A 16,472-nucleotide genomic window follows, 5' to 3' on the forward strand; every position below is an offset into this window, starting at 1 on the left:
CGCGGGCCGCCCCCGGGGATCTCAGCCGCACGAGGCGGCCGGGTGGGGTGCTCGTACCTCGGTTGTGACGGACTCGCCGTCGACCGTGGCGGTCGCGGTCACCACCACGTCGGCCGCGGGCACCGAGGCGGCACGCGTGCTGAAGGCGTGGCTCGTCGTGGCACCCGGGGCGAGGGCGGCGACTGTCTTCGTGCCGGAGGCGCTCTGCATCCGCAGGGCGACGGGCACGTCGTCGGCGTTGGTCGCCCGGACGGTCACGACGACCTTCCCGGCGATGCAGCGGGTCGCGGCCGCCGCGGTGACGTCGAGCGACGCCCCCTTCAGCGTGCCGAGGCGGGCCAGCTGGTAGCTGAGCGCGCGCTCCGGGGCGTCGATCTGGTTCTGCGATCCCGCGGTGCTGACGGCCTGCGCCTTCGCGAGGACCGACTGGAGGTCGGACCAGGCGTCGGCCGGGTAATCGCCGCCGCGGAGGGTCGCCGCGTGGGCGATCGCCGCGTCGAGCTGCGAGCGGTCCAGCGCCTTCCCCTCGGAGGAGAGGGTGTCGCTGAGGAGGAATTCGTCGACGTCGACATGGCCGCCGGCCGTCGTCGTGGCGTAGCTGAACAGCCCGAGGCGGTGACCCATGAAGTGCGTGAGCTGTCCGTCGAGGGTCTGCGGGCCGACGCGGGAGCCGAGCTTCGTCCAGCTCTTCCCGTCGAGGCTGTAGGAGAAGGTAGTCCACAGCTGCCCGGCCGGGGCCGAGAGCTCGAGGTCGGCCTTGAGGCGCACCTGCGAGGCGTCCCCCAGCGCGGCAGTGGTTCCGGCGAGGAATGACTCGACGGCCGCCTGGTCGAAGGTCGTCGCGAACGGCTGGCTGCGATTCACGACGCCCACGGTGTTCACGCCGTCGACGCGCTTCACGGCGACGTACGAGAAGCCGCGGTTGTAGGCCGCGAGCCCGGCGACGTCACCGTCCTTCATGCCGGAGACGTCGAACGCCGCCTCCGCCGACTGCTTCGGCGCGACGATGCGCTGGGAGAGCGTGTTGCGCGCCTCCTCCAGGTACGTCAGCTCGGGCGAGCCCGAGAGGCGGGTGTGCGCGGCCGTGCCGGTGAGCACCTTCCCGTTGGTGAGGCGGAGCCAGCCCTCGCGCTCGGTCAGCGACCAGTAGCGGTTGTCGGGGGCGTGGTTCCACTGCCAGGGCAGGGCGAGGTGCGAGCCGTTGGGCTCGATCTCGGCCGCGGTCGGGCGCTCGAGGGTGGGCGCGGCTCCCACGAGCGAGACGTCGTCGAGCAGGTAGTCCACGCTCGAGGACGCCGGCTGCGGGTTACCCCACGGCGTCTCGACGGCGAACTTCACGCTGGCGACATTCGCGGTCTCGGGCACCGTGTAGGTCCCCGTGATCGTCGTCCACTGACCCTGCGCGACCGCGGCCGAGGCCATCGTCACCGGGCCGGAGCCGAAGTCGGCGCAGAGGTTGAAGCGGATCGACGCGGGGCCGGTCGTGTACTTCACCTTCGCGGACACGGTGTAGGTCACGCCGCGCTGCATCTTCTGCGCGAGCAGCTGGTTCGGGCCCGAACCGTTGAGGGTGCGGGTGCCCACGCGGAGCGCGGCGGTCCCCGACGCTGGGTCGGTCGTGTGGGCCGAGAGCGTCGCGCCGAATTGGCCGGCCCACGGCGCCGTCCCCGACTCCGCCCCCGGGTTCTGCAGCAGCTGCACGCCGAGCAGCGACGAGTCGTAGGCCGGCGCGGGCGGGATCGTCCACGACTCGTCCTGGTATGCCTTCGCCGGGGCGTCGTTGTCGAAGTCGTCCGAGACGACGATGCTCTTCTGCCGCTCGAACAGCTCCTCCTCGGCGCTGAGGCGGATCGGCTTCGGGAAGCTTCCGCCCACCGGCACCGAGCCGTTCGTGCCGAAGGTCGGCCAGCCGTCCTTCCAGGTCGCCGGGATCAGACCCGGGATGCGGCCCGTCGGGAAGCTGTCGCGGAAGAACATGCCGTGCCAGGCGGTCGAGCCGTCCTCCTTCGCGATCGGCACCAGGCTCCCCTGGGCGAACCCGCTGGAGTTCAGCACGCCCTTGCCCTCGTAGGGGTTGCTGCCGTCGGCGGTCGCGTAGCGGCCCAGCAGCTCGGAGGAACGGAACAGTGCCACCTGGCGGCCCTGGCCAGAGGGCCAGGTGATGATCACGATGTAGTACTGCCCGTCGATGTACTGCACCTGCGCGCCCTCGAACAGCCCGCCGAGGTAGGCGGCGCCCGGGTAGTCGGTGGTGCGGAGGATGTTCGGGTACTCCGCGACGACGGTCGTGAGGTCCTCGCTCAGCTTCACGGCACTGGTCGATCCGGAGCCGTAGAAGATGTACGGAGTGCCGCCGTTGGCGTCATCGAAGAAGAGCGACGGGTCGTGGAAGGCGCGGCCGAGGGCGACGCGCGTCCAGGCTCCGTCCTCGATGTCGTCGGTGGAGTAGAGATACGAGCCACCGAGGTTGTTGGTGTTGAAGACCGCGTAGTAGCGGCCGTCGTGGTACCGCAGCGACGAGGCCCACTGGCCGTTGCCGTAGGAGTTCTGCCCGTTGCGGAGCGAGAACCGGTCGCCGATCTCGAGCCGATCGAAGACGTAGTTGACGATCTCCCAGTTGACCAGGTCGTACGACTTCATGATCGGAGCGCCCGGGCTCAGGTGCATCGTGGTGCTGATCATGTAGTAGATGTCGCGGCCCTCGTCGTTCTCGGAGGCGGGCACGCGTTCGACCGAGACGTCCGGGACGTCCGCGTTGAGCAGCGGCACGGAGTAGGTGCCGTCACCGCGGTCGGTCGAGGTGGACGAGGGCTTCGGCGACCACGGTTCGGCCGCGCCCGCGGGGGCCGCCAGCATCCCCGCCGCGAGCAGCGCGCCGACCGTCGCCGCAGCAACCGTGCGCAGGGTGATCATTCGAAGAGGGAGAGGGTCAGGACGGAGGAGTAGTCGCCGGGTGCGACGTCGGCCTCGGTCTTCAGGGTGAGTCCGGCGGTGACGCTCCACGAGCCGTCGGTCGCGGTCTCCTGCGAGTCGAGCGCGAGGGCGAGCAGCTCCTGATCGGCGAGGCCGACGGCATCGGCGCCCTCGTCCAGAACCGTCTCGACCGGGTCGCCCTCCGAGACGAGCCCGGACTCGCCGCCGTCGACGAGCGCGGGCGTCCAGCCGAGGTGATCGGCCGTGATCTCGTCCTGGTCGCCGTCGCCGGTGAAGGCGCTCGCCGAGCCGAGGACGTACCAGCCGGCGTCGTCCGGGATCTCGTCGGCGGTGCGAGTGTCGGTGACGGTCACGGTGGGCAGCTGCCCGGTGAACTGCCGGATCGTGGGAGTGGAGCCGGTCTCGGTCAGGTCGGCCGTCGATCCGGCGACGGACATCGCGAGGACGCCCGGCTGCTCCAGCTCGGCGATGCTGACGTTCACGTCGACGTCGTCCGCGCCGAGCTCGGTATCGGCGAACGCCGCCGCGGCGGCGACACCGCTGAGAAGGAGGCAGCCGGTGAGGGCGACGCCCGTGCGGGCGAGCAGGGCGGGGCGGGAGATGCGTCGCAGGGTCATGGTGGTCCTCCTCGATCGGCACCGTCGCCGATCAGGTCGAGCGCGCAAGGCGCAGTGGGGGGCGGCGTTGAGGCCGCGACAGAGGGCGGCGCGCGCAGCATCGGAGCAGCGAAGTGATCGCCACCAGCGCACGAGGCGCGCGAGAAAGAACAGGGCGGTCCGTGCGTGGCGGCTTCCACAGCGTGGCCACTCGGACTCCAGCTCTCGATCCCCTCAGCGGTGAGGGGAGGGAGGCTGTCCCGGCATTCGTCGCAGTCGACCGCTGAGTGTTCGCTCAGCTAGTCTTGCGGGCAATGTTACCGGGAACATTCCCGATTGCAAGGACGCATTCCGACGCGACAGAACGGCACGCCCCCTCGTCGTGGCCCCGCTGTGGCGGCCGGAGGGGAACGACGAGGGGGACGACGATGTCCACAGGAGCAGCGCCGGCGGTCCGGGAGCCGACCCCGCCGATGCCCGAGCGGCCAGGGTTGATCGGAGTGCTGTTGGGCGACTTCGAGCCGTTCAGCACCGAGGTGCTGCAGGGAGTCGCCGCAGCCCTTCACGGCACCCGCTTCGACGTGATCGCAAGCAGCGGAGCGAGCCACCGCGAGACGAGCGGATGGGAGCTCGACTCCCTGCGGCGCCTCGCCGACGCGCGGGCCGAGGGGGCGATCCTGGTGACCCCCTCCTCCGTGATCCCCTCCTGCTCCCTGCCGCTGGTGGTCGTCGATCCGCTCACCGCACAGACGGAGCTGCCCTCGGTGGCGACCGACGACTTCGGCGGTGCGCTGCTCGCGATGCGCCACCTGATCGGGCTCGGACACCGGCGCATCGGCCACATCGCCGGCCGCCCCGGCCTGGAGTCGTCGCACCGTCGGGGAGCCGGCTACCAGCGGGCACTCGCCGACGCCGGACTCGCCTACGACCCGGCGCTGGTGCGGGTGGGCTACTACCGGCACGACCCCGCACTCATCGCGGCCCGGGAGCTCCTGGCACTGCCCGAGCGGCCCAGCGCGGTCTTCGCCGCCAACGACGCCTCGGCGATCGCGGTGATCGAGGCGGCGCGGACGCTCGGGATCGCCGTGCCCGAGCAGCTCTCGGTGGTCGGCTACGACGACGTGCCGGGCGCGTCCCGGATCGTGCCGGCCCTGACCACCGTCCGGCAGCCGCTGCACCGCGTGGGGCGCGCGGCGGCTCGAGCAGTGATGACACTCATCGGCGGCGGGGCGGTGCAGGAGCCGCACCTGCTGCTGCGCAACCGGCTCGTGCTGCGCGAGTCGACGGTGGCGGCTGCGGAGGGGGATCTCTCCCCCGCCGTGCAGGCGGCAGGAATACGCTCGGCGCCATGAGTCAGCAGCGCACTCCGGTCACAGTCACAGTCACGGGAGCAGGAGGTGCCATCGGCTACGCGCTCCTCTTCCGCATCGCCTCCGGCCAGCTCCTCGGACCGGATACGCCCGTCCGGCTGAACCTGCTCGAGATCCCGTCGGGCCTCCGCGCCGCCGCGGGCACGGCCCTCGAACTGCAGGACGGCGCGTTCCCTCTCCTCCGCGGCATCGAGGCGACCGACGATCCGGCCACCGCGTTCGACGGCGCGAACGTCGCCCTCCTGGTGGGCGCGCGCCCGCGCAGCGCAGGCATGGAGCGCGCTGACCTGCTCGCCGCGAACGCGGGCATCTTCGGCCCGCAGGGGGCCGCGCTGAACGCGCACGCCGCCTCCGACATCCGCGTGCTGGTCGTCGGCAACCCGGCCAACACCAACGCGTGGATCGCGCGGCGCAGCGCCCCGGACATCCCGGCCGGTCGCTTCACCGCGATGACCCGCCTTGACCACAACCGCGCCGTGGCGCAGCTCGCCGCGACACTCGACGCGCCGGTGGACTCGATCCAGGGCGTCGCGATCTGGGGCAACCACTCCGCCTCCCAGTACCCCGATGCGACCCATGCCACCCTCGACGGGCGCCCCGTGACCGAGCTGGTCGACGCCGAGTGGCTGCACGGGGAGTTCGAGCCGCGGGTCGCCAAGCGCGGCGCCGAGATCATCGAGGTCCGCGGAGCGTCGTCCGCCGCGTCCGCCGCCTCCGCCGCGATCGACCACGTGCGCGACTGGGTCGACGGCACCTCCTGGACCTCGGCCGCCGTCGAGTCCGACGGGTCCTACGGCGTGGAGGAGGGGCTGATCTCCTCGTTCCCGGTGCGCTCCGTCGACGGCGAGTGGCGGATCATCGAGGGCCTCGAGATCGACGCCCACTCGCGCGCGAGGATCGACGAGTCCGTGCTCGAACTGCGCGCCGAGCGCGACCAGGCCCTGGCCTTCCTCGCGCCCTGACCCCTCCCGCGAGATGCCACTTACGCGGGCCTCGACCGGCGTGTCGCGCGCGTAAGTGGCATCTCGCGGGGAGGGGTCAGCGGCGCTTCTCGGGGGTGGGGAGGGTGCCGGCGGTGCGGGCGGCGGCGTACCAGGCGTGCGCTTCCTCCTGGCGCGTCGCCTCGGCGCCGGTCGCGATCGCGGCGCGCACGTGCTCGGGTCCGTAGCCGAACGCGGCGACCAGGTCAGCGGCGTGCGGACGGATGCGGACCAGCAGGCGGTCGATGTAGGACGTCACCGCAACCGCTCGCTGCGAGGACAGGCGGCCGTGGATCAGGTACCAGTCAAGGTGCTTCTCGATCAGGCCGAGCCCGAAGAGGTCGCGGAGCCAGGTGAGGACGGTGCGGGTCCCCGCGTCCTCGATGCCGGCGAGCGCCTGCGTGAACGCCTCCCACTGCAGCAGCTCCGCATGCGCGCGGGCCGCGTCGATCAGCTCGCTCTGGTGCGCGTTGAACAGGCGTGCGGCCTCATCCGCGGGCAGCTTCGACGCCGGACGCAGCCGTGAGGCGATCCCCGCGACCATGCTTTCGACCCGGCCGGTAAGCAGCTCGCGCTGATCGTCCCGCAGCTGGCCGACCGAGCGGGCCGTCGATCCGCGGTCCGCGACCACCTGAGCCAGACGCCGCAATCCGGAGGTGTCGACCGTGGCCTCCGCGACCTGCGAGGCGGCATAACGCGCCAGCTCGGTCGGCTGCGCATCCTTGAAGCGGCGGCCGACATCGGTGAGCAGCCGCTTGGCGACGAGCTGGAGCAGCACGGTGTTGTCACCCTCGAAGGTGGCGTAGACGTCGAGGTCGGCGCGCAGCTGAGTGAGCCGGTTCTCGGCAAGGAACCCGGCGCCGCCGCAGGCCTCCCGTGCCTCCTGGAGTGTGTCGAGAGCGTGCCAGGTCGAGAGCGCTTTGAGGCCGGCGGCCAGGGTCTCGAGGTCCTGGCGCGACTGCTCGGTGTCGTTCGCGCCCGAGAAGACCTCGTCGAACGCCCGCAGCAGCTTCTCGTGCGCGAACCCCGCGGCGTAGGTCGTGGCCAGGCGCGGCAGGAGGCGGCGCTGGTGCCGCTGGTAGTCGAGCAGCACCTCCTCCCGCTCGCCCCCGCCGGTGAACTGGCGGCGCTGGTCGCCGTACGTGATGGCGATGGTGAGCGCGATCTTCGCGGCGGCGACCGAGGCGCCGTCGAGCGAGACGCGGCCCTGCACGAGGGTGCCGAGCATCGTGAAGAAGCGGCGGCCCGGGCTCGCGATCGGCGAGGAGTAGGTGCCGTCCGCGGCGACGTCGCCGTAGCGGTTGAGCAGGTTCTCCCGCGGGACGCGGACACCGTCGAAGTGCAGGCGGCCGTTGTCGATTCCGTTCAGCCCGCCCTTGAGTCCGTCGTCCTCGCCGCCGACTCCGGGCAGAAACACGCCCTGCTCGTCACGGATCGGGACGAAGAAGGCGTGCACGCCGTGGTTCACGCCGTGCGTGACCAGCTGGGCGAAGACGACCGCCGCGCGTCCGTCGACCGCCGCATTGCCGAGGTAATCCTTCCAGGCCGCGCGGAACGGGGTCCGCAGCACGAACTCGCCGTCCTCGTAGGTGGCGGTCGTGGCGATCGAGGCGACGTCGGAGCCGTGCCCGGTCTCGGTCATCGCGAAGGCGCCCGGGATGTCGAGGCTCATGATGCCCGGCAGCCACTTCTCGTGGTGCGGGCGCGTGCCCAGGTGCAGCACCGCGGCTCCGAACAGACCCCACTGCACGCCAGACTTGATCTGGAGCGAGGGATCGGCGGTGACCAGCTCCTCGAAGCCGGCGACATTCCCGCCGTGGTCCGCCTCTCCGCCGAGATCAACCGGGAAGGCGCGGTGCACGCCGCCCTCGGCCGCGAGGACCCGCATCTGCTCCGAGACGCGCAGACGGTGCTCTGTCATCGGAAGGCCGTCGGTGCGGTGCAGCTCGGGGCGAGCCGTCAGGGCCCGGCTGGCGAGGCGCTGCTCGCGCCAGGCGCCGAGCAGGATCTCGCCGAGAGCGGCGACGTCGACGGCGGGGACTCCGTCCTCGTCGAGGCGGGCGTCAACCTCGGAGCCGAGGGAGTCGACCGGTGACGTCGTCGCGATCGAGCCGGAGCGGGAGCGCCGGGGCCGCGTGCGCCCGGTCGCTGCCCGGTCGGCGGCGTCGGCGGCGGAGCGGGGGTGGGGAGCGGTGCTGACCATAATGTTCGTGTCCCTTCGACCGTCTTCGGATCGGGCCGCTCGCGGTGCGGGGGGCGCCGACGGGCGCGGCAGCGCAGGCGGTCCTCGCACGGTAGGTCGCGCGGCGGCGCGGCGGAAACGTTCCGTCGCCGGGACACAAACGCAGCCGGGCGCAGGCGCAAGCGCGTTGTCGGAACTGACCAGGCGGCTTCTTCGCCGCGATCTCGGCCGCTCGGCTCGCAGCAGGGCTGACCGCGACCCCGCCGTCCGTGCCGCGGCGGCATGCGGCTGGATCCCCCCCGGTTTCAGTGATCTGCGGACAGTGCGTGGACGGACCGCCGACCCTACCCGTATTCGTGGCTGACGCCGACCGGGATGCGTCGCCGTCGGAACCCGAAGGTCCGGGACCGCTGGAGGGTGCGGCCGGCAGCGGCGGCCGACGGCGCGGCCGGGCGCGAGATCCTGCGCGACGGAGTGGCGACTCTCGCGCTGCTGCTCCTCTCCGGCTTCGAGGCACTCCTCGCCATGCCCGTCGCCCTGCCGCGGAGCTGGATCCGAGCCGGGGGCTCCCCGCGCCGGGTGGCCGACACAACGTCAGCTGGGAGGGGTTCTCATCGACGATGGTGGATGAGGGGGCGTCTCAGCTGACGTTGCGTCGCTCGTCTCCTGCTGGTGCGGCGGCGCGGTCGGCGGCGAGGGCCGAGCCCGGACTGCGGTCAGAACGCGGGCCAGTGGGGGCGCGTTCGCGGGGCAGTCGGGCAAGTCCGCCGGTCAGTAGGGGCCAGTCCGCCGGTCAGTAGCTGTCCCAGCCAGGCTCCCAGTCGGGCTCGTCCGGCGGCACCCAGTCGTCCTGCGGCGGCTGCGCTGCGGACACCGGCGGACCGGCCGACTCGCGGCCGAACGAGGGCTTCCCGCCCCCGGAGCGCGGGGAGCCGCCACGGCCGGCTGGGGTGCGGCGGGGAGCGGGAGCCTCCTCACCGGCCTGGGGGACGGCGATCTCGGGAGTCTCGCCCGCGACGACGGCGAGCACGGCCTCACCGTAGGTGAGCAGCTTCTTCTGGCCGACGCCGCCGATGATGCTGAGCGCGTCCATCGAGGCCGGCTCGGTCGTCGCGATCTCGCGGAGGGTTGCGTCGTTGAAGACGATGTAGGCGGGGACGGATTGCGCGCGCGCCTGTGCGGCGCGCCACTCCCGCAGCCGCTCGAACAGGGGCTGGGCCTCGCCCGAGAGCTCGGCGACGGTGGAGCGGCCGGAGCGGGAGGACCCGCTGGAGCGCGCGGGCTTCTCGGGCTCCTGCCGCAGCTCGACGGTCCGCTCACCGCCGAGGACGGAGGCGGACGCGGGCGTGATCACGAGGGCGCCGAAGCCGTCGTCGTTGACCCCGAGCAGGCCCTGCGCGAGGAGCTGGCGGGCGACTCCGCGCCACTGGGTATCGCTCAGGTCGGCGCCGATGCCCCAGGTGGCGAGGGCGTCGTGCTTGTGCTGCGTGGTGCGCGGCGTGGTCTTGCCCCGGAGGACGTCGATGATGTGGCCGGCGCCGAACTGCTGGTTGCGCTCGCGCTTGAGCCGGACGACCGTCGAGAGGAACTTCTGCGCCGCGACGGTGCCGTCCCAGGAGGCGGGCGGCTCGAGGCAGGTGTCGCAGTTGCCGCAGGCGGTGCTCTCCTGGCCGAAGTACGCGAGCAGGTTCACCCGGCGGCACTGCACCGTCTCGGACAGGGCGAGCATCGCATCAAGGTGCGCGGACATCCGCCGGCGATGCGCCAGATCTCCCGGCGACTCGTCGATCATGCGGCGCTGCTGCACCACGTCCTGCAGGCCGTACGCGAGCCACGCGGTGGAGGGCAGGCCGTCGCGGCCCGCACGGCCCGTCTCCTGGTAGTAGCCCTCGACCGACTTGGGCAGGTCGATATGCGCGACGAACCGCACATCCGGCTTGTCGATCCCCATGCCGAAGGCGATGGTGGCGCAGACGATCACGCCCTCCTCACGGAGAAACCGCGACTGAGCGGCGGCGCGCACCCGGGAGTCCAGGCCCGCGTGGTAGGCGACCGCGTCGAAGCCGGCCGAGCGCAGCGCCTCCGCCGTCGCCTCGACGCTCTTGCGCGAGAGCGCGTAGACGATGCCCGCGTCGTGAGCATGCTCGCGGCGCAGGAAGTCGATCAGCTGCTTGCGCGGCTCGACCTTGTTGACGATCCGGTACTGGATATTGGGGCGGTCGAAGCTCGAGACGAAGTGGCGGGCGGCGCCGAGGTGCAGGCGCGTCGTGATCTCGCGGTGGGTGGCCTCGGTGGCGGTGGCGGTGAGGGCGATGCGCGGGACGTCGGGCCAGCGCTCGGCGAGCTCGCCCAGCGCGAGGTAGTCGGGGCGGAAGTCGTGGCCCCACTGGCTGACGCAGTGCGCCTCGTCGATCGCGAAGAGGGCGATCCGGCCGCGGGCGAGGAACTGCTTGGTGCCCTCGTTGCCCAGCCGCTCGGGCGCGACGTAGAGCAGGTCGAGCTCGCCGTCGAGGTAGGCGCGCTCGACGCGGGTGCGCTCGCCCGCGTCCTGGGTGGAGTTGAGGAACTCGGCGCGGACGCCGTTCGCACGGAGGGCGTCGACCTGGTCCTGCATCAGCGCGATGAGCGGAGACACGACCACGCCGGTGCCGGGGCGGACGATCGCGGGGATCTGGTAGCACAGCGACTTGCCGCCGCCGGTGGGCATGAGGACGACGGCGTCGCCGCCTCCGATGACCTGCTCGACGATCGCCTGCTGCTCGCCGCGGAAGGACGCGTAGCCGAAGACCTTCTCGAGGATCGCCTGCGCCTCGGCAGACCCGCGGCTCGCCTGCCCGCTCGCCGCGTCGCTCCCGTCGCCGCCGCGGTGCTCCGCCGCGGGGGCGGCGAGCGGCGGGGCGGGGCGGGCTGTCGCGGTGGGCTCTGTCACCCGGGGAACTCTACCCGCCGCCTCCGACGCGGCCCCGGGAGCGGGCGGAACTGTGGAGAGAGGGGAGGGACGGGAGTTGGGGAGGAGGTTTCGGGCGCGAGCCACCGGTGGCGCGGATCAGAGGTCGGTGAGGGTGCGGGTGTCGCCGTTCCAGAAGCGCACGCCGGCGAGGCCTGCGCTGAACGGTTCACCGAGGAGGGGGACGGCCGCGCCGAGCTGTTCGGCGCGCAGGCGGCGGGCGATGCTGATGTGCGGGGTCCAGGCGTCCGGTAGGGAGGTCTCGACGCCGCCCGGAATCAGGCGGGTGGCGCGGGCGTGCAGCGCGTCGAGGGCGGGTGAGCGGACGACGCCCCAGGCGAGGACGAAGCGGCCGGCGTGCGGGAAGAGGAGGACGGCGCCCAGGTCGACGGTCGTGGGCAGCGGGCCGAGGGAGCCGGGCTCGGGGGCGGTCAGCTCCGCTCCGGCGACGAGGGTGAGGTGGGGGCGGTTGCTGTCGGACGTGTGCAGCGCGAGGCTCGGGATGCCGGCCGCCTCGAGCGCCTCCCACTGACCGCGGACACGCGCGTCCGACTCCGGATCGAGGAGGACTTCGACGCTGCGCATCCCCTCATCCTGCCGGTCCGCTGCGCGCGAAGGCCTTCGGTCGGGCGTGCGAGTGTCCAGAAGTTGTCGCACTCGGTGGTCGAGTGCGACAACTTTTGGATCCTCGCGGGAGCGGGCGGGAGCGGGCGGGAGCGGGCGGGAGCGGGCGGGAGCGGGCGGGAGCGGGCGGGAGCGGGCGGGAGCGGGCGGGAGCGGGCGTCAGCCGATCGTCACGAGGGCGGCGAACAGCTCGGGCGCGCGGCGATCGACGATGCGGCCGCCAACACGGACGCCGATCAGCGCGAAGACGCCGCCGAGTACGACGGCGGCCGCCAGCCCCAGCAGGCCGAGGGTCGTGTCGCCGCCGATCAGCGAGATCGCGCCCAGGACGATCGACGGGAGCGCCAGGAGCCCGGTCGCGGCCATGCTCCCCAGCATCACCACGCTCGAGATCATCCCCGAGCCGGGCGGCGTCTTGAGCGGACTGTCCCCCGGCGCCGGCACCGGGTAGACCACCAGGGACGAGGCGACGCTCGACACTCCGAATCCGCTGAGCACGAGCGCCAGCGCCATCCCCAGCACGGCCGGGATCGCGTCGGCACGCCCCGCGTACAGCGCGGTGCCCACCGCCACGACGATCACCGCCGGGACGCCGATGATCGCGGCGGCGAGGACGCGACCGGCGCGGTCGGCCGACCCCGTCACTCCGGAGCTGACGTGCGCCGCCCAGGCGGTGCCGTCGTAGGACACGTCGGCGCAGAGAGTCACGCCGAAGATCAGGCCGACGAGCACAGCCGAGAGCAGCACGAAGGTGTCGCCGCCACTGCCGATCGCGGAGTAGAAGACCGCGAGCACCACCACGGCAGGGATGACGAGCAGGCCGCGGCTGTAGCGCGGGTCACGCCACCAGTAGCCGAGCGCTCGGGCGGCGACGGCGCCGGTCGGAGTGCCGGGGAAGCGGCCGAACAGGCCCAGCCCCGCGGATCCGGAGGCGGAGTGCGCGCCCGACGCGGCCGGCTCGGCGAGAGCATGGCGCAGCGCCCGCGCCCAGGCCCAGACGAGGACGGCGAGGGTCGCGAGCCCGATCAGCAGACGCGCGATCGCCGCGACCCCGTCGCCCGCGACGACGGAGCCGGGGACGGCCCAGATCGCGCCGAGCGGCGACCAGCCGAGGGCGTTCGCGATGACGGGGAGGACGTCGAGACCGTCGCGGATCACGGTCGTCAGGCCGACGAAAAGCGGACCGAGCAGGATGACGACCACGAGCACGACGCCGCCGACCACCTCCCGGTAGCGGCGGCTCGAACCCAGACCCGTGGTGAGCGCGCCGATGAGCCGGGAGGCGACCACGCAGGTCGCGACGCCGATCACGGCCGCGACGAGGCCGGGCAGGATGCCGATCGGCCGACTCCACCAGGCGGCGGCGGACACGAGCGCGCCGAGCGCGGTCACGACGCCCGGAATGCCGGCGAGACCCGCGGCGGCGAGCCCGAGCAGGAGGGTCCGCAGCGGGATCGGGAACGTTGCGAGGGTGGGCAGGTCCAGGCTCTGGTCGGAGCCGGAGACGAAGATCGGCCCGAGCACCCAGCCCAGGATCAGCGCGGAGCCGCCGAGGACGATCGCGACGCTCGCGAACGCCGGATCCGTCCCTCCCAGCGCGATCAGCCCGGCCGCGACCAGACCGAGCACCCCGATCGCGTACAGCCCGCCGAGGACGACGCCGATCAGCTGCCAGACGTTGCGCGTCAGCGCGTTGCGCAGCAGGAGCAGCCGCAGCCTCAGGAGATGCGCAACCATGCCGGTCCCTCCTGGTGGGTGCGGCCGCCGACCAGCTCGACGAAACGCTCCTCGAGGCTGGAGCCGGCGCGGACCTCCTCGAGGGTGCCGGAGGCGAGTACGCGACCGTCGGCGATGACGGCGACCCGGTCGCACATCCGCTCGACGAGGTCCATCGAGTGAGACGAGACGATCACGGTGCCGCCCGAGGCGACGAAGCCGGTGAGGATGTCGCGGATGTTCGCCGCAGACACCGGATCGACCGATTCGAACGGCTCGTCGAGCACCAGGAGGCGCGGGGCGCGCACGAGTGCGCAGGCGAGCGCGATCTTCTTGGTCATGCCCGCGGAGTAATCGACGACGAGGGTGCGGTCGGCCGGATCGAGGCCGAGCAGCGCGAGGAGATCACCCGTCCGCTCGACGACGACCCCCCGCTCCAGCCCGCAGAGCAGGCCGTAGTAGGTGACGAGCTGCACTCCGGTGAGGCGGTCGAACAGCTTGACGCCGTCGGCGAGGACACCGATCAGCCGCTTCGCTGCGAGGGTGTCCTTCCAGACGTCGACCTCGTGGATGGTGACGACGCCACTGTCGGGGCGGAGGAGGGCCGTGGCCATCGAGAGGGTCGTCGTCTTGCCCGCTCCGTTGGGGCCGACGAGGCCGAAGAAGGAGCCGGCGGGGACGTCGAGGTCGATGTCCTTCACGGCCTCCTTGTCGCCGAAGCGCTTGCGCAGGCCGCGGATCCGCAGGGCGACCTCGCCGTGGCGACCGGAGGCATCCGGAGCAGCCCAGGCGGGGGCTGCGGAGTCGTGGCGCTCGGGTGCGGTGAGCTGGGTGTCCGTGCCGTCCTGGGGAATGCCGGGGGGCGTCGTTCCGTCCATGGGAGTCCCTTCCGGGCCGCGGTGGGCGGCCGCTCCCCCAGCCTAGGCAACCGTTGCAGCCAGGGCGTCCGCCCATCGGAGGAGACACGGCATCCCCAACGCGGCGTCCCCGCAGCCGGCGACCCACCTACGCTGGCAGTATGCCCACCCTCCTCCTCGTCCGGCACGGACGCACCACCGCGAACACCGCGGGGATTCTCGCCGGACGCACCGCCGGAGTGCGGCTCGACGACGTCGGCCGGACGCAGGCGGCGCGCACGGGCGAGCGGCTGGCGGCCCTCGATCTCGCCTCCGTGCTGTCGAGCCCGCTGGAACGCTGCCGACAGACCACCCGCTTCGTGCTCGACCGGCAGGCGACGCCTCCGCCCATCGTGATCGACAGGGGTATCACCGAGTGCGACTACGGCGACTGGTCGGGGCGCTCGCTCCGCGACCTCGCGACGGAGCCGCTCTGGGCGACGGTGCAGAACCAGCCCTCGGCAGTGGTGTTCCCCGGCGGCGAAGCGATGCTGGCGATGCAGGCTCGGGCCGTGTCGGCGATCCGTCGGCACGACGCGACAGTGGCGCAGGAGCACGGGGCAGGAGCGGTGTGGACTGCGGTCAGTCACGGCGACACCATCAAGGCGATCCTCGCGGACGCCCTCGGGATGCACCTCGACCTCTTCCAGCGGCTCAGCGTGGGACCGGCGTCGGTGTCGATCATCCGCTATGGATCGGGGCGGCCCGACGTGATCGCGATGAACACGGAGGCGGGGGATCTGGGGTGGCTGCGGACGGCCGCGCCCGCGGCGGATGCAGCGGTGGGGGGCGGGGCGGGGCACGAGGAGAGGGGGTGACGCGCGCAGCCGCTGCGGAGGCGGGCGCTCGTACACTGGAGACATGCCTCCGATCGTGCACGGATTCGACTGGCCCGATCGCGTGGTCGTGGGAACCGTCGGCTCACCCGGTTCGCGCTCCTTCTATCTGCAGGCCAAGACCGGACCCCGTGTGGTCAGCGTCGGCCTCGAGAAGCAGCAGTCGGCCCTCCTCGCCGAGAAGATCGACGAGATCCTCGACCAGCTGATGACCGCGCAGGGCAACCCGGTCAGCGTCCCGGCGGGCACGCCTCCGGAACTCGTCGACAACGACCCGCTCGACCAGCCGGTGGAGCCCGAGTTCCGCGTCGGCGGCCTCAGCCTCGGCTGGGACCCGTCCACCGCCCAGATCGTGATCGAGGCGTACCCGATGATCGAGGGGGACGACGACGCCGCCGAGGACCCCGAGCCCACCGAGATGCTGCAGGTCAAGATCCCCGTCGGCACGGCCCGCGCCTTCGCGAAGCGCACGCTCGAGGTGGTCGGCGCGGGACGTCCGCTCTGCCCCCGCTGCGGCGAGCCGATGGACCCCGACGGGCACGACTGCCCGCTGGCATGAGCGACCCGGGCGGGCTCGACGGCGAGCTGACACTCACCGGCCGGATCACCATCGCCTCTAACGCGACCTTCCTCGCGCAGGTCGGCGAGACGTCCGTCGTCTACAAGCCGATCTCGGGCGAGAAGCCGCTCTGGGACTTCCCCGACGGCGTGCTCGCGGGCCGCGAGGTCGCGGCGTATCTCGTCTCCCAAGCGCTGGGCTGGAACGTCGTGCCGCGCACCTGGCTGCGCGACGGGCCGCTCGGGCCGGGCATGGTGCAGCTCTGGCAGGACATCGATCCGGAGCAGGACGCGGTCGACCTGGTGCCGGCGGATGCGGTCCCGGCGGGGTGGCGACACGTGCTGGATGGCAGCGACGACGAGGACCGAGAGATCTCGCTCGTGCACGAGGACTCGACGGCGCTGCGCCGGATGGCCGTGTTCGACGTGGTCGCGAACAACGCGGACCGCAAGGGCGGGCACGTGCTCGCGCTGCCGGGCGGCCACCGCTACGGCGTCGACCACGGGCTCACCTTCCACTCGGAGCACAAGCTGCGCACGGTGCTGTGGGGCTGGATCGGCGAGCCGCTGCACGAGGAGGAGCTGACCGCGCTGGCCCTCCTGCGCGCACAGATCGACGGACCGCTGGGTGCAGCACTCTCTCAGCTGCTGACGGAGGAGGAGGTCGCCGCGTTCGCGAAGCGCTGCGAGCGGCTGGGCGCTCGTGGGCGGTTCCCGGGCCCGCGCGGCGAGATGCCGGCGGTACCCTGGCCGCTGTTCTGAGCCGAGCGCGTTCACAACTCCGGATGATCGTGGCCACAGCGACGACCACGAGCGGATCGCACTGCCGCGAC

General features: G+C 72.5%; 12 protein-coding genes. 5 read left to right on the forward strand and 7 right to left on the reverse strand.

Annotated elements, in window-relative coordinates; all coding sequences use genetic code 11:
• Nucleotides 1–21: 21 nt before the first annotated feature.
• Nucleotides 22–2,913, reverse strand: a complete 2,892-nt coding sequence (locus A6122_RS13035) for a family 43 glycosylhydrolase (protein WP_068255705.1) — start codon at nucleotides 2,911–2,913, stop codon at nucleotides 22–24.
• Nucleotides 2,910–3,551 (reverse strand): hypothetical protein, encoded by a 642-nt coding sequence (locus A6122_RS13040; protein ID WP_208855027.1) that lies wholly within the window; start codon nucleotides 3,549–3,551, stop codon nucleotides 2,910–2,912. Before A6122_RS13040 ends, A6122_RS13035 begins: the two co-directional genes overlap by 4 nt.
• 407 nt (nucleotides 3,552–3,958) lie before the next feature.
• Between A6122_RS13040 and A6122_RS13045 the strand changes: the two genes are divergently transcribed.
• The gene (locus A6122_RS13045) at nucleotides 3,959–4,882 is read left to right on the forward strand and encodes a substrate-binding domain-containing protein (protein WP_167542390.1); all 924 of its coding nucleotides are present in this window, start codon (nucleotides 3,959–3,961) and stop codon (nucleotides 4,880–4,882) included.
• Entirely contained in the window at nucleotides 4,879–5,862 is a 984-nt protein-coding gene (locus tag A6122_RS13050; RefSeq protein WP_068255710.1) for a malate dehydrogenase, read from the forward strand. The genes A6122_RS13045 and A6122_RS13050 overlap by 4 nt, the downstream gene beginning before the upstream one ends.
• Nucleotides 5,863–5,938: 76 nt before the next feature.
• Here A6122_RS13050 and A6122_RS13055 read toward each other — a convergent pair whose 3' ends face one another.
• From A6122_RS13055 to A6122_RS13075, 5 genes are all read right to left on the reverse strand, one after another.
• Nucleotides 5,939–8,083, reverse strand: a complete 2,145-nt coding sequence (locus A6122_RS13055) for an acyl-CoA dehydrogenase family protein (protein WP_084416063.1) — start codon at nucleotides 8,081–8,083, stop codon at nucleotides 5,939–5,941.
• A 772-nt stretch (nucleotides 8,084–8,855) separates the two neighbouring features.
• A complete protein-coding gene (gene recQ / locus A6122_RS13060) occupies nucleotides 8,856–10,991 on the reverse strand; it encodes a DNA helicase RecQ (RefSeq protein WP_104261807.1) in 2,136 nt (711 codons plus the stop codon).
• Nucleotides 10,992–11,108: 117 nt separating this feature from the next.
• The gene (locus A6122_RS13065) at nucleotides 11,109–11,594 is read right to left on the reverse strand and encodes a 2'-5' RNA ligase family protein (protein WP_068255718.1); all 486 of its coding nucleotides are present in this window, start codon (nucleotides 11,592–11,594) and stop codon (nucleotides 11,109–11,111) included.
• 198 nt (nucleotides 11,595–11,792) lie between these two features.
• Nucleotides 11,793–13,370, reverse strand: a complete 1,578-nt coding sequence (locus A6122_RS13070) for a hypothetical protein (RefSeq protein WP_068255720.1) — start codon at nucleotides 13,368–13,370, stop codon at nucleotides 11,793–11,795.
• On the reverse strand, nucleotides 13,352–14,227 hold the full coding sequence (locus A6122_RS13075; RefSeq protein WP_084416065.1) for an ABC transporter ATP-binding protein: 876 nt from the start codon (nucleotides 14,225–14,227) through the stop codon (nucleotides 13,352–13,354). The genes A6122_RS13070 and A6122_RS13075 overlap by 19 nt, the downstream gene beginning before the upstream one ends.
• 140 nt (nucleotides 14,228–14,367) lie before the next feature.
• Here A6122_RS13075 and A6122_RS13080 point away from each other — a divergent pair, with 140 nt between their 5' ends.
• From A6122_RS13080 to A6122_RS13090, 3 genes are read left to right on the forward strand one after another with little or no spacing between them, the layout of a single operon-like run.
• On the forward strand, nucleotides 14,368–15,063 hold the full coding sequence (locus tag A6122_RS13080) for a histidine phosphatase family protein (protein WP_068255722.1): 696 nt from the start codon (nucleotides 14,368–14,370) through the stop codon (nucleotides 15,061–15,063).
• Nucleotides 15,064–15,106: 43 nt separating this feature from the next.
• A complete protein-coding gene (locus A6122_RS13085) occupies nucleotides 15,107–15,640 on the forward strand; it encodes a DUF3090 domain-containing protein (protein ID WP_068255724.1) in 534 nt (177 codons plus the stop codon).
• Nucleotides 15,637–16,401 (forward strand): SCO1664 family protein, encoded by a 765-nt coding sequence (locus tag A6122_RS13090; protein ID WP_068255726.1) that lies wholly within the window; start codon nucleotides 15,637–15,639, stop codon nucleotides 16,399–16,401. The genes A6122_RS13085 and A6122_RS13090 overlap by 4 nt, the downstream gene beginning before the upstream one ends.
• The last annotated feature ends 71 nt before the right edge of the window (nucleotides 16,402–16,472 follow it).

The sequence above is a fragment of the Rathayibacter tritici genome (assembly GCF_001641005.1).
Taxonomy (GTDB): Bacteria; Actinomycetota; Actinomycetes; order Actinomycetales; family Microbacteriaceae; genus Rathayibacter; species Rathayibacter tritici.

Coding starts and splice junctions, on each gene's coding strand:
- A6122_RS13085 (WP_068255724.1), top strand. CDS start 15,107: ATGCCTCCGATCGTGCACGGATTCGACTGGCCCGATCGCGTGGTCGTG.
- A6122_RS13080 (WP_068255722.1), top strand. CDS start 14,368: ATGCCCACCCTCCTCCTCGTCCGGCACGGACGCACCACCGCGAACACC.
- A6122_RS13055 (WP_084416063.1), bottom strand. CDS start 8,083: ATGGTCAGCACCGCTCCCCACCCCCGCTCCGCCGCCGACGCCGCCGAC.
- A6122_RS13065 (WP_068255718.1), bottom strand. CDS start 11,594: ATGCGCAGCGTCGAAGTCCTCCTCGATCCGGAGTCGGACGCGCGTGTC.
- A6122_RS13035 (WP_068255705.1), bottom strand. CDS start 2,913: ATGATCACCCTGCGCACGGTTGCTGCGGCGACGGTCGGCGCGCTGCTC.
- A6122_RS13050 (WP_068255710.1), top strand. CDS start 4,879: ATGAGTCAGCAGCGCACTCCGGTCACAGTCACAGTCACGGGAGCAGGA.
- A6122_RS13045 (WP_167542390.1), top strand. CDS start 3,959: ATGTCCACAGGAGCAGCGCCGGCGGTCCGGGAGCCGACCCCGCCGATG.
- A6122_RS13090 (WP_068255726.1), top strand. CDS start 15,637: ATGAGCGACCCGGGCGGGCTCGACGGCGAGCTGACACTCACCGGCCGG.
- A6122_RS13070 (WP_068255720.1), bottom strand. CDS start 13,370: ATGGTTGCGCATCTCCTGAGGCTGCGGCTGCTCCTGCTGCGCAACGCG.
- A6122_RS13075 (WP_084416065.1), bottom strand. CDS start 14,227: ATGGACGGAACGACGCCCCCCGGCATTCCCCAGGACGGCACGGACACC.
- A6122_RS13040 (WP_208855027.1), bottom strand. CDS start 3,551: ATGACCCTGCGACGCATCTCCCGCCCCGCCCTGCTCGCCCGCACGGGC.